A 14,216-nucleotide genomic window follows, 5' to 3' on the forward strand; every position below is an offset into this window, starting at 1 on the left:
ATGACCGGCCTCGATGTCGACTCGCTTCGCAAGGACTTCCCGATCCTCGACCGGACGATCAACGGCAAGCCGCTGGTGTACCTCGACTCGGGCAACACCTCGCAGAAGCCGCGCCAGGTGATCGACGCGATCCGCGAGCACTACGAGCGGCACAACGCCAACGTGGCGCGCTCCGTGCACACGCTGGGCACCGAGTCGACGGCGGCCTACGAGGGAGCCCGCGAACGGATCGCGGCCTTCATCGGGGCCCCGTCGCCGACCGAGATCGTGTTCACGAAGAACTCGACCGAGGCCATCAACCTGGTCGCGCACGCCTTCACCGCGGACGCGGACGACCCGCGCTTCCGGCTCGGTCCCGGCGACGAGATCGTCGTGACCGAGATGGAGCACCACTCCAACATCGTGCCGTGGCAGCTGCTCGCGCGGCGCACCGGCGCGACCCTGCGCTGGTTCGGGATCACCGACGAGGGCCGCCTCGACCTGTCGGACATCGACGAGCTCATCACGCCGCGCACCAAGCTCCTGGCGGTCGTGCACTACTCGAACATCCTGGGCACCATCAACCCGGTCGAGCTGCTCGTCGCCAAGGCTCGCGCGGCCGGCGCGCTCGTGCTGCTCGACGGCTCCCAGTCGGTGCCGCACGTGCCGGTCGACGTCGCCGCGCTCGGCGCCGACTTCGTCGCCTTCACCGGCCACAAGATGCTCGGCCCGACCGGCATCGGCGCGCTGTGGGGCCGCTACGAGCTGCTCGACGCGATGCCCCCGTTCCTCGGCGGCGGCTCGATGATCGAGACCGTGTCGATGACCGGCACCACGTTCATGCCGCCGCCGGCCCGGTTCGAGGCCGGCACCCCGCCGATCGCCCAGGCCATCGGCCTCGGCGCCGCGGTCGACTACCTCAGCGACGTCGGCATGGGCAACGTGGTCGAGCACGAGAAGGCCCTGACCGCGTACGCCCTCGACGCGCTCGGCTCGCTGCCGTACATCCGCATCATCGGGCCGACGTCCACTGTGGACCGGGGCGCCACGATCTCGTTCACGGTCGACGACGTCCACCCGCACGACGTGGGCCAGATCCTCGACGACGAGGGCGTGCAGGTCCGGGTCGGCCACCACTGCGCGCGCCCCACCTGCGTGCGCTTCGGCGTCCCGGCCACGACCCGCGCGTCGTTCTACCTCTACACGACCCACGACGAGATCGACGCCTTGGTCCGCGGGGTCGAGCGGGTCCGGAAGGTGTTCGCCTGATGCAGATCGACCAGCTGTACCAGGAGATCATCCTGGACCACTACAAGCGCCCGCACGGCCGGGGCCTGCGCGACCCCTTCGACGCCGAGGCTCACCACGTCAACCCGACCTGCGGCGACGAGGTGACCCTGCGCGTGTCGCTCAAGGCCGGCAGCGTCTCCGACGTCTCCTACGAGGGCATGGGCTGCTCGATCAGCCAGGCCTCGGCGAGCGTGCTGTACGACCTGCTCAAGGGCGCGACGGTCACCGACTCCCTACGTCGGCACGAGGCGTTCGCCGAGCTCATGGGCGGCCGCGGTCAGGTCGAGCCGGACGAGGAACTGCTGGAGGACGCGGTCGCCTTCGCGGGCGTCGCCAAGTACCCGGCGCGCGTGAAGTGCGCGCTGCTGCCCTGGATGGCCTTCAAGGACGCGCTGTCCCGGGCCTCCGCCTCGTCACCCGAAGTGTCCAAGGAGAACTCATGACCGCCGTGCTGGCCGACATCGAAGAGGCGATGAAGGACGTCGTCGACCCGGAGCTGGGCATCAACGTCGTTGACCTCGGCCTCGTGTACGGCATCCACGTCGACGAGGAGAACGTCGCGACGCTGGACATGACCCTGACGTCGGCCGCCTGCCCGCTGACCGACGTGATCGAGGACCAGACGCGCCAGGCCCTGTGCACCGGCCCGGGCGGCGGCCTGGTCTCCGACATCCGCATCAACTGGGTGTGGCTGCCGCCGTGGGGCCCGGACAAGATCAGCGACGAGGGCCGCGACCAGCTGCGGGCCCTCGGCTTCAACGTCTGACGCTGTACTTCCTCTGGGGGAGCTCCGCTCCACCCACGCCCCCTCGGGATCTGCGCCTGCGCCTTCCTGCCGAGGTGGGCGCGGGCGACGCAATTCGCTGGCGGATCGGCCTCGGCGACGGCATGATCGCCGCATGAGTCGAGGCCCATTCCCGTCGTCCGTATCGTCCCTTGCCGTCGGCGAGGGGTCGAAGCGACAGGCCGGCGTCCTGACGGAGGCGAGCCGCCAGCCGCTCGCATGAGCGCCGAGGTCGTCCTCAGCGGCCTCCTGGCCGGGTACGGTGTCGCCGTCCCCGTCGGGGCCATCGGGGCCCTCATCGTCTCGCTCGCCTCGCGGCACTCGTGGCGGGTCGGCGCGGCCGCGGCGCTGGGCGTCGCCACCGCCGACGGGCTCTACGCGGTCATCGCCGTCCTGGGCGGGGCCGCGCTCGCCGGGCTCATCGCGCCGATCTCCGGGGTGTTGCGCTGGGTGGCGTTCGCGGTACTGCTCGCGCTGGCCGGCAAGACCGCCTGGGACGCGCTCCGGCACCGCCACGAGGCCGCCGTGGCCCGGCCGACCGACGGGCGGCGGGCCTATCTGACGCTGCTCGGCCTCACGCTGCTCAACCCGGCCACGATCGTCTACTTCGGATCGCTCGTGCTGGGGCGGCGGGCCGACGACGGGCTCTCCGCGGGGGCCGAGGCGCTGTGGGTCGTCGCCGCGTTCGTGGCGTCGGCGAGCTGGCAGCTGTTCCTGGCGGCCGGCGGGTCGCTGCTCGGGCGGGTGCTCACCGGCGCCCGGGGGCGGCTGTGGACGGCCCTGAGCTCGAGCGCGGTCATCGCGGTGCTCGCCGTAATGCTCGTCATCCCAGGTTCTTGAGCGCCTCGCGGACCGACAGCGGCGACAGGCCGGGGTGCGCGGTCACGAACTCGCGCACCCCGGCCGGGTCGCTCTTGGCGTACTCGCGCAACGCCCAGCCGATCCCCTTGCGGATGAAGAAGTCCGGCTCGGCCGACCAGCGCTCGCAGTAGTCGAACAGGCGCGCGCGGTCGGTCCGGTCGCGGTACCGCAGCTGGTGGAGGAGTGCGGTGCGCACCAGCCACAGGTCCGTCCCCGGCGCCGTCCACGTGTCCATGGTGGACACGAGCGCCGGGTGCGCGGCCACCAGCGGGCCGCACACGTTCGCTGCCAGGGTGTCGACGGTGTCCCACCAGGACTTGGTGGTGATGAGCTCGCGCAGCACCGGTACCGCGGCCGGCGTGAGCACCGCGGCGTGCTTGCGCAGGTAGTCGCAGGCGAAGTACTGGTACTCCCGCTCCGGCAGCGCCCAGCACGCCCGCGCGGTGGCGAGCAGGTCGGCCTCGCCGGGGCGGGGCGTGCCGCGCAGCACGTCCAGGGTCAGCTCGCGGCGCGGCACGCTGGTGATGCCGAGGAACTCGAAGCGGTTCCGCATGTAGGCGCGCATCGGCGCGGCCTGCCCGGGATCGGCGGCCGCGCCGAAGATGTGCTCCAGTCGTTGCAGGATCACAGGTTGCTGGTGTTGAACGTGTCGCACTGGCGCGGGTCGCCGGTGTTGAAGCCCTGCTGGAACCACTTCTTGCGCTGCGCCGACGTGCCGTGGGTGAAGCCGTCCGGGTTGACCTTCTGGCCGGCCTTCTTCTGGATCGTGTCGTCGCCGATCGCCTCGGCGGTCTGCACGGCCTCGGCGATGTCCTGGTCGGTGATGGACTTGAACAGCGCGTCGCCCTGCGGGTCCTTGGTCTCCGTCGCGTGGTTGGCCCAGGTGCCGGCGTAGCAGTCGGCCTGCAGCTCCAGGCGCACGGAGGCCGAGTTCGCCCCCTGCTGCGCGCCCTGCTCGGCCTTGGCGTTGGTGCCGAGCAGGTTCTGGATGTGGTGGCCGTACTCGTGCGCGAGCACGTACGGCGCCGCGAACTCGCCCGATGCCCCGAAGCGGCTGTTCAGCTCGTTGTAGAAGGTCAGATCGATGTACACCTGGCTGTCGGCCGGGCAGTAGAACGGCCCGACGCCGGAGTCGGCCGCGCCGCACCCGGTGTTGACGGATCCGCTGAAGAAGTTGGTCTTCGCCACCTTGTACTGCTTGCCGAACGCGGCCGGCATCTCGGTCTTCCAGTAGGCCTGGACCGAGTTGATGTACAGCACGTTGCGGCAGTCGGCGTTCTTGAAGCGGTCCTTGTTCGACTTGTCGCACTGCGTGTTCAGGGCCGAGTTGTCGGGCTTGGCGTTGTCGCCGCCCCCGCCGCCGCCCAGCAGCCCGCTGCCGAAGAGGCCGCCGCCGCCGCAGAGCACCACGGCCAGGATGATCACCGTGACGATGATGCCGCCGCGGCCGCCGCCGATCGGGATCGGGATGCCGCCGAGGCCACCGCCTCCGCCTCCACCGCCGCCCGACCCGCGCAGGTCGTTGACCTGGCTGGTGTCAAGATCGGCGTCGTCGTTGAACTCCATCGCACACCTCGGGGGTAGGGTATCGACCGGCGTCTGCTCGAACGGCAAGTTACCCGTTGACCGTGTGACGTAATCGTGTGGCGGGCCTGCCGGGATCGCACGGTAGACTATCGGCGTGATCACGCAGAGGGAGTGACTCCGGTACGACACCAGGGGTCTGTCCTTTTTTCAGAAGAGAGAGCTTTCCGTGATCACGGCGAACGGCCTTGAGCTGCGCGCGGGCGCGCGCATCCTGCTCAGCGACATCAACCTGCGCATCCAGCCCGGCGACCGCATCGGTCTCGTGGGCCGCAACGGCGCCGGCAAGACCACGACCCTCAAGGTCCTCGCGGGCGAGGGCACCCCGCACGCGGGTCAGGTCGACCGGCGCGGCCCGGTCGGCTACCTGCCGCAGGACCCCCGCACCGGCGACCTCGAGGTCACGGCCCGCGACCGGGTTCTCTCCGCGCGCGGCCTGGACACCATCTACGCCGAGATGAAGGCGCTCGAGGAGCGACTGGGCGACGACGAACGGCTGATCCGGCGGTACGGCCAGCTGGAGGACCAGTTCGCCGGGCTCGGCGGCTACGCGGCCGAGGCCGAGGCCGCCCGCATCTGTGCCAATCTCGGACTGCCCGACCGCGTGCTCGCCCAGACCATCGGCACCATGTCCGGCGGTCAGCGCCGCCGCATCGAGCTGGCCCGCATCCTCTTCCGCGACGCGAGCGCCACCGGCGGCGGCATCCTGCTGCTCGACGAGCCCACCAACCACCTCGACGCCGACAGCATCACCTGGCTACGCGGGTTCCTGTCGAGCCACAAGGGCGGCCTGGTGGTCATCTCCCACGACGTCGACCTGCTCGACGCGATCGTCAACAAGGTGTGGTACCTCGACGCCAACCGCGCCACGATCGACTTCTACAACGTGGGCTGGAAGCTGTACCAGCAGCAGCGCGAGACCGACGAGAAGCGCCGCCGCCGCGAGCGCGCCAACGCCGAGAAGAAGGCCGGCGCCCTGATGGCCCAGGCCGACAAGATGCGCGCCAAGGCCACCAAGACCGTCGCCGCGCAGAACATGGCCCGCCGCGCCGAGCGCATGCTCGACGGCCTGGAGGAGACCCGCGTCGCCGACAAGGTGGCGAAGGTGCGCTTCCCCGAGCCCAAGTCCTGCGGCAAGACGCCGCTGACCGCGCGCGGCCTGTCGAAGTCGTACGGCTCCCTCGAAATCTTCATGGACGTGAACGTCGCCGTGGACCGCGGCTCGCGCGTGGCCATCCTCGGCCTCAACGGCGCCGGCAAGACCACGCTGCTGCGCATGCTGGCGGGCGAGCTCGACCCCGACACCGGCGAGGTGATGCCCGGGCACGGCCTCCAGCGCGGGTACTACGCCCAGGAGCACGAGCAGCTCGAGGTCGACCGCACCATCCTGCAGATCATGCGCTCGGCCGCCCCGGACCAGAACGACACCGAGCTGCGCAAGATCCTCGGCGCCTTCCTGTTCACCGGCGACGACGTGGAGAAGCCGGCGGGCGTACTGTCGGGCGGCGAGAAGACCCGCCTGGCGCTCGCGACCCTGGTCTGCTCCGGCGCCAACGTCCTGCTCCTGGACGAGCCGACGAACAACCTCGACCCGATCAGCCGCGAGCAGGTGCTGGACGCGATCGCTCGGTACCCCGGCGCGATCGTGCTGGTGACCCACGACCCGGGCGCCGTGCAGGCCCTGAAGCCGGACCGCGCGATCCTGCTGCCGGACGGCGTGGAGGACGCATGGAGCGACGATCTGCTGGAGCTGGTCGAGCTCGCCTGACGTAGGCGCTCGGACGCTTTCGCGGGCGTCGTAACGTGCCTCGCGTTGCTGGGCGCTCCTACCTGCTCCGACCTGCGGCGAAGTGCCGGACGCTCCCACGTGCGACGCAGTGCTCGGCACTTCTGCGTGCCTCGCGTTGCTGGGCGCTCCTACCTGCTCCAACCCGCGACGAAGGCTGGACGCTCCCGCGTGCGAACGAAATGTCGAGCGCTCCGCGCCACGACATTTCGGATTTATACCCCGACAGGCGATAAGTCGGTTCTCACCAGGGCGTGACAAGCACTCCCTCGACGATCACCGCCACGAGCGCCCCGATCCCGGTCAGCAGCAGCGGCGCGGGTGGTGGTTCGCCGCCGGGGCGCTCCGGGGCCACCGCCGCCACCGTCAGCCACGGGAAGAACGGCAGCCAGGCGTGCTCGACCCCGCCCCGGGCCAGACCCGCGGCGATCGAGAACACCACGGCCGCGCCCGCGCCCACGAGGAACGGCCACATGGCGGTGTTGCGGAGCTTGCGCGCGCTGGCGTACAGCGGCGGCCCGGCGGCCAGCAGCACCACGACCACGCTGATGGCGCTCCACCACAGCACGGAGCGGTACGGCGCCACGCGGGCCGCGTAGTCCGTCTCCGCGGCCACCAGACCATCGGACCAGCCGAAGCCGAGCAGCTTCGTGCCCAGGACGGGCAGCAACGCCCCCACGCCGCTGAGGACGTTGAGCGAGGCGCGGCGGCGCGCGAAGTACACACAAACCAAGGAGAGGCCGAGCCAAGGCGCGGAGTAGGAGAACAGCGCGGCCACCCCGACCAGGAGGCCGGCCAGCCCCGCCCAGCCCGTGGCCGCCCACCCGCGCACCCGGCGCCGGCTCGCGCGCAGGCCGGAGACGATCGCGGCCGCGCCCAGCACGGCGACGAGCCCGTCGAGGCTGACCGCGGTCCAGATCGCGTAAGGAGCGAGAACCAGCACCGGTAGGTACCGCCGGGCCGCCTCCTCGCCGACCGAGTCGCGCACCGCGGCGAGCACGAGGGGAATCGTGAGCACCGATACGGCGGTGATCAGGAAACCGAGCAAAATGTGGTCCTCGACGCCGATTCGTTGCAGCGCCCACAAAAAGAGCACGGGGCCCGGAGGATGGCCCCGGGAAGCTACCGAGTGGTACGCGGCGTCGGCCGTGAAATGTCTGAGGTATTCCAGTGGCGAGTCACCCACCTGGCGTACGTCGCCCAAATATTCCTCGGGCGAGCCCAAGGCTTTCGTAAGGCCCGACCATCCATCGACAAGCGCCAAAGTGATTGCCCACAGCAGACCCACGGTGTACCCGAAAAGCTGAATTTCGCGCCACCTCAGCCGGGCGAACGCCGGCGCCGCGGCGGCCCACAGGGTGCCGGCGGCGATGACGGGCGCCAGAATCGAGCCGGGACCGACTCTGATCTTGTACCTGCCGAGGAAGGGGGCACTGGCGGTGCCCAGACGCGCGTCCAGCTGCACCGCGAGCGCGGCCAGCGCGAGGCCGCCGAGGGCCAGGAGCAGCCAACACAGTGCATCGAGACGCTCACGGTGCGCAGTGCGCGGTCGGTCCACGGACGGTTCGCTCATCACGGCGCATCACGGTATCGGGTAGGCGACAATGCTCAGCGTGTCGGTTGGCGCCCCGTCGATATCTAGCGCATGATCGTTCGAGGCGGTCTAATAGGTGGGACCGCACCAACCGCTCAGTCTGGGACGTGAGGGATCAGCATGGCAGCCACCGCCACCACCAGCACCGAGAAGGGTCGCCGGATCATCGGCGCCGAAAGGCAGACGCTGGCGAAGGACCTCGTGAAGCGGTACACCAACGGTGAGAGTATCCGTGCACTCGCCGCTTCCACCGGCCGTTCCTATGGATTCGTGCACCGGGTGCTGACCGAATCCGGCGTTCAGCTTCGTCAGCGTGGCGGCGCCCGTCGCCGCAAGAAGGCGTGAGCGCCAACGCCTCCTCGGCAAGCGCCGCACCCGGATCGGGTGAGGCGAGATTCGACCTCGACGGGCCGGTCGCGACGGTGACGTTGTGCCGGCCCCAGGTCCTGAACGCGCAGACCCCCGAGCTGTGGGCTGATCTGCGAGAGTTCGGTCGGACACTGCCGGGTGACGTGCGCGTCGTCATCGTCCGTGGCGAGGGACGGGCCTTCTCAGCCGGGCTCGACACCACCTCCGCCACCAAGATGCTCGGCGAGATCGCCGCCGGCTCCGAGTCCGACGCCGACGCCCGCATCGCCGGATTCCAGGAGGCGTTCTCCTGGCTGCGCCGGCCCTCGCTGATCTCGATCGCCGCGGTGCAGGGGCACGCCATCGGCGGCGGCTTCCAGCTCGCCTTGGCCTGCGACTTCCGGGTCGCGGCCGACGACGTCTCGTTCAGCATGGCCGAGATCAAGCTCGGCCTCGTGCCCGACCTCGGCGGCACCAAGCGCCTGGTCGAGCTGGTCGGCTACGCCCGGGCGCTCGAACTGTGCGTCACCGGGCGGCGCGTGACGGCCGCCGAGGCCTCCCAGATCGGCCTGGCCAATGTGGTGGTACCGCGGGCAGAGCTCGACGACGCCGCCAAGGACCTCGCGTCCGCCGTTCTCGCCGGCCCGCGCGACGCGGTGATCGAGATCAAGGCGCTGCTGGCCCGGGCCGCGGGGCACACGTTCGCCCAGCAGGAGGCCGCGGAGCGCACGGCCCAGCGGCGGCGCATCGCGGACCTTACCGGCCGGGGCGAATGACCTAGGTCGAAATACCTGGTCGCGACCGGGAAGCGGCGGCGCCCTCGAAAAGTTGTCGTACCTGCCGGGCACAATCACACCCGGCAGGTACTTCGGGCTTCGGGGGTGTGCGGCAATGTCTTCGCCGATGAGCAGCATGACGGGGTGGGAGACCCTGCGCTCGCTGCGCAAGGCCGACGAGCTGGCCGGCAAGAAGCTCGGCCGCGACACGACGAGGCGGATCCTGCGCTTCGCCCGCCCCTACCGGCGCGACATCCTGGTCTTCCTGATCACGGTCGTGATCGGCGCCGGCATCGGGGTCGCGACGCCCTACCTCGCCGGCGACGTCATCAACAAGATCAGCGGCGGCCGCCCCGACGCCGGCACCGCGGTCGTGCGGATCGCCCTGCTGATCGGCGCCCTCGCGATCGTCGACGCGCTCCTGTCGCTCGTCCAGCGGTGGTATTCCGCCCGGATCGGCGAGGGCATCATCCTGTCGCTGCGGCGGTTGGTGTACGACCACGTGCAGCGCATGCCGCTGCAGTTCTTCACCCGCACGCAGACCGGCGCCCTCGTCAGCCGGCTCAACAACGACGTGCAGGGCGCCCAGCGGGCCTTCACCTCCACCCTGTCGGGCGTGGTCAGCAACGTCATCCAGCTCGTGCTCACCGCGGCCGTCATGCTCACCCTGTCGTGGCAGATCACGCTCATCTCGCTCGTGATGCTGCCGCTGTTCATCCTGCCCGCGCGCCGGGTCGGCAAGCGGCTCGCCGCGATCACCCGCGAGGCCTACCAGCTCGACGCGAAGATGAACGCCACCATGACCGAGCGCTTCGGCGTGGCCGGCGCGCTGCTCGTCAAGCTCTTCGGCCGCCCCGACGACGAGGCCGCCCGCTTCGGCGAGCGCGCCGGGCGGGTGCGCGACATCGGCATCCAGACGGCGATGTTCAGCCGCGTCTTCTTCGTCAGCATGCTGCTCGTGGCCTCGCTGGCCCAGGCGCTCACCTACGGCCTGGGCGGGTGGCTCGCCGTGCACGGCCGCATCACCGCGGGCACCGTGGTGACCCTCGCGCTGCTGCTGACCCGGCTCTACGGGCCGCTGACCGCCCTCTCCAACGTGCGCGTCGACGTCATGAGCGCACTCGTCAGCTTCGAACGCGTCTTTGAGGTGCTAGACCTTGCGCCGGCGATCGCCGAGCGGCCCGAGGCGCGCGAGATCCCCCGCGGCGCGGCGACGGTCGAGTTCCGCGACGTCCACTTCCGGTACCCGTCCGCCGCCGAGGTCTCGCTCGCCTCGCTCGAGGACGTCTCCGCGCTCGACCGCACCATCACCGACGAGGTCCTGCGGGGCGTGACGTTCTCCGTCGCGCCCGGCCGGATGGTCGCGCTGGTCGGCCCGTCCGGCGCCGGGAAGTCCACGACCGCGATGCTGCTGCCACGGGTGTACGACGTGACGTCCGGCGCGGTGCTCGTGGGCGGCATCGACGTACGCGAGGCCACGCTGCAGTCGCTGCGCGACACGATCGGCGTCGTCACCCAGGACTCCCACCTGTTCCACGAGACGATCGCCGAGAACCTGCGCTACGCCCGGCCGGACGCCACCGACGACGAGCTGTGGACGGCCCTGCGGCGCGCGCAGGTGGGCGACCTGGTCGAGTCCCTGCCCGACGGCCTCGACACCGTCGTCGGCGAGCGCGGGTACCGCTTCTCGGGAGGCGAGAAACAACGCATCGCGATCGCCCGCCTGCTGCTCAAGGCCCCGTCGATCGTGATCCTGGACGAGGCGACGGCCCACCTCGACTCCGAGTCGGAGGCGGCCGTGCAGCGCGCCTTGTCGGAGGCCCTGACCGGCCGCACGGCCCTGGTGATCGCCCACCGCCTGAGCACCATCCGCGACGCCGACGAGATCCTGGTGGTCGACGGCGGCCGCATAGTGGAGCGAGGCACCCACGACACCTTGGTAGCCGCGGGCGGCCTGTACGCCGAGCTGTACCGAACCCAGTTCGCCGTGCTCGACTCCCCGCTGCCCCACCCAACCCCAACGGCAACCCCCTGACGCCTACAGCTCGCCCGCCGGCCTCCGCAACCGTCCTCGCCACCCCGCCGCGCCCCGGGCCCAGGCACGGCGCGCGAGCCGAGCCTAGGCACGGCGCCCTGGCCGAACGGCACGCGAGGCCAGGCCCCGCACACGCGCTCAGGCACGACGCACGGGTCCAGGCGCGGCGCACGGGTCCAGGCGCGGCCCACGGGTCCAGGCGCGGCGCACGGGCTCAGGCGCGGCGCACGGGCTCAGGCGCGGCGCACGGGCTCAGGCGCGGCGCACGGGCTCAGGCACGGCGCACGGGCTCAGGCACGGCGCACGGGTCCACGACGGCGCCTAGATCCACGACGGCGCACAGGTCCGCCGGCGTCAGGCCCACGCCCAGCGCCCTGGTCACTGCGCGCTGCCTGCATGCGGTGCTTCTCGGTCGCCGAACCGCCGCAAGGCCACGCAACGCCGACAGGAACGCCCTGACGGCTCCTCCACCGCTGCTGCTCGACCGCTCGTGGGGCGTGCACGACCCACGCCTCGGATGAATTCGTGACCGCTCGACGGCGCCATAGCCCATGCCGGCGCCCTGGCCACTGGTGTGCCGCCTGCGGGCTGTCCATCCGGCGTTGTCCCAGCCCAACGCCGATCGCAGCGCCTGGCAACGTCTTCGGCCGCCCGCGGCGCTGTGGGCCGCGCACTATCCACGCCGCCGCCGGGTTCGTGGTCGCCCGTCGGCGCCGGGATCCACGCACGGCCCGTAGCCAGAGCGCGGGCGGCCTGCACATGACGGGTCTGCCGTCGTTGACCTCCTCGCCACCCAATCGCCCGCGAGGCCCTGACGGCTTCTTCGCCCGCCGCGGAGGGTCAGGCTGTGCGATCCACGCCGACGCCACGACCGCGTTGTTCGAGCTGAGCGCGGTCCGCGGTGTCGGAGTCAGGGCGCACGGTCGTGGTGGAATGGCCGAGGCTCAGGACAACAGCGGCCAGGCGAGCTGGTCCGTCGTCGCCTGCAGGGCCGGGGTCTGCGGGTAGTCCTGGCTCGGGAGCACGGCGCGGATCGCTCGCATCCAATCGTGGTACGTCGCTGTGGGTGGTAGGCCCGCCAGGGCCGAGAGCGCCACGTACGTGAAGGCGCCGTTGGGGCGGTCGTCGAACGTGGCGTCGTAGGAGTACTCGGTGTCGAGGCAGCCGGCCAGGAGCAGCGCGGTCGGGCGTTGATCCGCCGGCCTCGTCGCGTGCGCCGTCACGGGGAGCGGGATCGTGGTGGCGGGTCGCGGGGCCGGGGACTGCATGAGCCGCGGGACCTGTTGCGGTGGCAGGAACGCCGACGGGGGCAGGAAGCGCGTGCGTGACGGGTGGTTCAGCCTGGTCAGGGTGCCCGAGTGGCAGGAGTCGGAGATCAGGACGGTCCGCACCCCGGGCGCGGCCAGGGCGAACAGGTCGTGCAGCTCGTCGTCCAGCAGGACGCCGTTCTCGGCGATGTCGTGCGGGCAGATGGCCTCGTCGCGGTGGTCCGGCTCGTCGCCGTCGGTGTCGGGGATCCAGGTGCCGTGGCCGGAGTACGTGATGATGACCGCGTCCCCGTCCGTTGCGGTCGTCAGCAGTTCTCTGATGCCGGTGCGGATCGCGGCGCCCGAGGCGGCGCCGTCCAGCAGGCGGCGTACGTCGAAGCCGCGTGCGGTGAGCGCGGCGGCCCAGTCGTCGGCGTCGTTGCGGCAGCCGGCGAGGTCGTTCTCGGTGCCGGGATAGTCGTTGATCCCGATGCACAGTGCGCGTTTCATGGTTCCCCCGTGACTCGAATGCGGACCTTACGCATCGATGGCGTCACAGAGGGTGGCCGCGGTTGGGCAGCCGGGTGCCGCTGGAACGGCGCCCCTTGCTCAAACGCACAAATTGGACAACTACGGCGATGGCGGCTGCGGACGGTGAACGGGGGGCCGGCGCGAAGGTGGGGGACGTCGGAACTCGATGTCGTCCCAGGCGATCCGGTCGGGTGGGCGGGCGGCCGGGTGTGCGGGATCGGGGCCGGGGCACGAGGGGACCGGGTCGGCCAGGGCGAACACCCGCCGCAGGTCGGCCAGCAAGGACTCGTCTGGATCGTCGGGGGCGGTCATGGCCGGGCGCAGGCGGGGTCCGTCCGGTCGGTGTCCGCCGTGGGTAACCGCGTGAATCGTGGCTGCATGGGTGTGTCTCCGTCCCCGCTGGTGGCGCCGCGAGCTGGGGGGAGGGCGGCGCCGTTTCGTGACATGAGGACGGGGTGGTTGTTCCTGATACAAGGTGGGGCAGATCGTTCGGATCCTGTCGTTCGTGTCCGTTCGATCAAGCGCTGTTGACAGGCAAAGTGGCGTTGACCTTCGGATTCCGTCGTGGCGAAGGTGTCGTTCGGGGGCGGTCGTTCGGGTTCGTACTGTCTGGAATCGGGCACTGTCAGATTGCGACGATGCTCCCGCCGTCCACCGGGATCGCGGCGCCGGTCAGGTAGGACGCGGCGGGGGAGAGGGCGAACGCGGCCACCCGGCCGAACTCGTCGGCGGTGCCGATCCGGCGCAGCGGTACGGCCGCGGCGGCCTCGGCCTCCGCGCGCGCCGGGTCCGTGGCGGCGTCGAAGAGCTCGCGGTTGCGGTCGGTCAGGAAGCGGCCGGGGAGCAGGGAGAAGACCCGGATGCCGCGCGGGCCCAGCTCGCCGGCGAGGTCCTTCGCCACGCCCGCGAGGCCCGGGCGGAGGCCGTTGGAGATGCTGAGGTTACGCAGCGGCTGACGTACCGACGAAGAAAGCACCAGACCGATTGCCGCGTCGTGGCCGGGCTCCCGGGTGCCGATCGCCGCGGCCAGCGTGCGGGCCAGGCGCAGGGTGCCCAGGAAGATGGTCTGGAACGCGGACTGCCAGGCCTCCTCGGGGGTCTCCAGGACGCCGCCGTGCGGTGGGCCGCCGACCGAGATCAGGGCGCCGTCCAGGCGGCCGAAGCGGGTGCGGGCGGCGGCCACGAGGCGGTCGCCGGTGTCGGGGGCGGCCAGGTCGGCGGTCAGGCCCTCGGCGCGGTCGGGGCCCAGGGCCTCGACGGCGGCCTTCACGGTCTGCGCGGTGCGGCCGGAGACGACCACCCTCGCGCCGTCGGCGGCCAGGGCCCGGGCGGTCGCGAAGCCCAGGCCGCGGGAGGCGCCGGTCAGGACGTACACGCGGTCGGTGAGGCCGAGATCCATGC

13 protein-coding genes are annotated in these 14,216 nt (G+C 71.3%); 8 read left to right on the forward strand and 5 right to left on the reverse strand.

Annotated elements, in window-relative coordinates:
• The 4 genes from AB0B76_RS33190 to AB0B76_RS33205 all read left to right on the forward strand — a co-directional run bounded on the left by AB0B76_RS33190 (position 1) and on the right by AB0B76_RS33205 (position 2,893).
• Positions 1–1,248, forward strand: a complete 1,248-nt coding sequence (locus AB0B76_RS33190) for a cysteine desulfurase (protein ID WP_360382795.1) — start codon at positions 1–3, stop codon at positions 1,246–1,248.
• Positions 1,248–1,712, forward strand: a complete 465-nt coding sequence (gene sufU, locus AB0B76_RS33195; RefSeq protein WP_360382797.1) for a Fe-S cluster assembly sulfur transfer protein SufU — start codon at positions 1,248–1,250, stop codon at positions 1,710–1,712. Before AB0B76_RS33190 ends, sufU begins: the two co-directional genes overlap by 1 nt.
• Complete coding sequence (locus AB0B76_RS33200; RefSeq protein ID WP_360106255.1) at positions 1,709–2,035, forward strand: metal-sulfur cluster assembly factor; 327 nt, start codon at positions 1,709–1,711, stop codon at positions 2,033–2,035. The genes sufU and AB0B76_RS33200 overlap by 4 nt, the downstream gene beginning before the upstream one ends.
• A gap of 237 nt (positions 2,036–2,272) precedes the next feature.
• Complete coding sequence (locus tag AB0B76_RS33205) at positions 2,273–2,893, forward strand: LysE family transporter (protein ID WP_360382798.1); 621 nt, start codon at positions 2,273–2,275, stop codon at positions 2,891–2,893.
• Here AB0B76_RS33205 and AB0B76_RS33210 read toward each other — a convergent pair.
• Positions 2,877–3,542 (reverse strand): DNA alkylation repair protein, encoded by a 666-nt coding sequence (locus tag AB0B76_RS33210; RefSeq protein WP_360382800.1) that lies wholly within the window; start codon positions 3,540–3,542, stop codon positions 2,877–2,879. The genes AB0B76_RS33205 and AB0B76_RS33210 overlap by 17 nt on opposite strands.
• Positions 3,539–4,480, reverse strand: coding sequence for a neutral zinc metallopeptidase (locus tag AB0B76_RS33215; RefSeq protein WP_360382801.1), 942 nt, complete (start codon positions 4,478–4,480; stop codon positions 3,539–3,541). Before AB0B76_RS33215 ends, AB0B76_RS33210 begins: the two co-directional genes overlap by 4 nt.
• Before the next feature lie 187 nt (positions 4,481–4,667).
• On the opposite strand from AB0B76_RS33215, the gene AB0B76_RS33220 reads away from it, so the two are divergent.
• Positions 4,668–6,266 carry an ABC-F family ATP-binding cassette domain-containing protein gene (locus tag AB0B76_RS33220; RefSeq protein WP_360382803.1) on the forward strand — a complete coding sequence of 533 codons (1,599 nt, stop codon included), beginning with the start codon at positions 4,668–4,670 and terminating at the stop codon, positions 6,264–6,266.
• A gap of 262 nt (positions 6,267–6,528) precedes the next feature.
• On the opposite strand, the gene AB0B76_RS33225 is transcribed toward AB0B76_RS33220, so the two are convergent.
• The gene (locus AB0B76_RS33225) at positions 6,529–7,380 is read right to left on the reverse strand and encodes a hypothetical protein (RefSeq protein ID WP_360382804.1); all 852 of its coding nucleotides are present in this window, start codon (positions 7,378–7,380) and stop codon (positions 6,529–6,531) included.
• A 618-nt stretch (positions 7,381–7,998) separates the two neighbouring features.
• On the opposite strand from AB0B76_RS33225, the gene AB0B76_RS33230 reads away from it, so the two are divergent.
• From AB0B76_RS33230 to AB0B76_RS33240, 3 genes are all read left to right on the forward strand, one after another.
• Positions 7,999–8,223, forward strand: coding sequence for a helix-turn-helix domain-containing protein (locus AB0B76_RS33230; RefSeq protein WP_223102223.1), 225 nt, complete (start codon positions 7,999–8,001; stop codon positions 8,221–8,223).
• The gene (locus AB0B76_RS33235; RefSeq protein ID WP_360382807.1) at positions 8,220–9,002 is read left to right on the forward strand and encodes an enoyl-CoA hydratase/isomerase family protein; all 783 of its coding nucleotides are present in this window, start codon (positions 8,220–8,222) and stop codon (positions 9,000–9,002) included. The genes AB0B76_RS33230 and AB0B76_RS33235 overlap by 4 nt, the downstream gene beginning before the upstream one ends.
• 115 nt (positions 9,003–9,117) lie before the next feature.
• Entirely contained in the window at positions 9,118–11,037 is a 1,920-nt protein-coding gene (locus AB0B76_RS33240) for an ABC transporter ATP-binding protein (RefSeq protein WP_360382808.1), read from the forward strand.
• A gap of 944 nt (positions 11,038–11,981) precedes the next feature.
• Here the strand turns inward: AB0B76_RS33240 and AB0B76_RS33245 are convergent.
• Both AB0B76_RS33245 and AB0B76_RS33250 read right to left on the reverse strand, forming a co-directional pair.
• Positions 11,982–12,794, reverse strand: a complete 813-nt coding sequence (locus AB0B76_RS33245) for a caspase family protein (RefSeq protein ID WP_360382810.1) — start codon at positions 12,792–12,794, stop codon at positions 11,982–11,984.
• A gap of 646 nt (positions 12,795–13,440) precedes the next feature.
• Complete coding sequence (locus AB0B76_RS33250) at positions 13,441–14,214, reverse strand: SDR family oxidoreductase (RefSeq protein WP_360382812.1); 774 nt, start codon at positions 14,212–14,214, stop codon at positions 13,441–13,443.
• Positions 14,215–14,216: the final 2 nt, after the last annotated feature.

This window comes from Dactylosporangium sp. NPDC049140 (assembly GCF_040648435.1).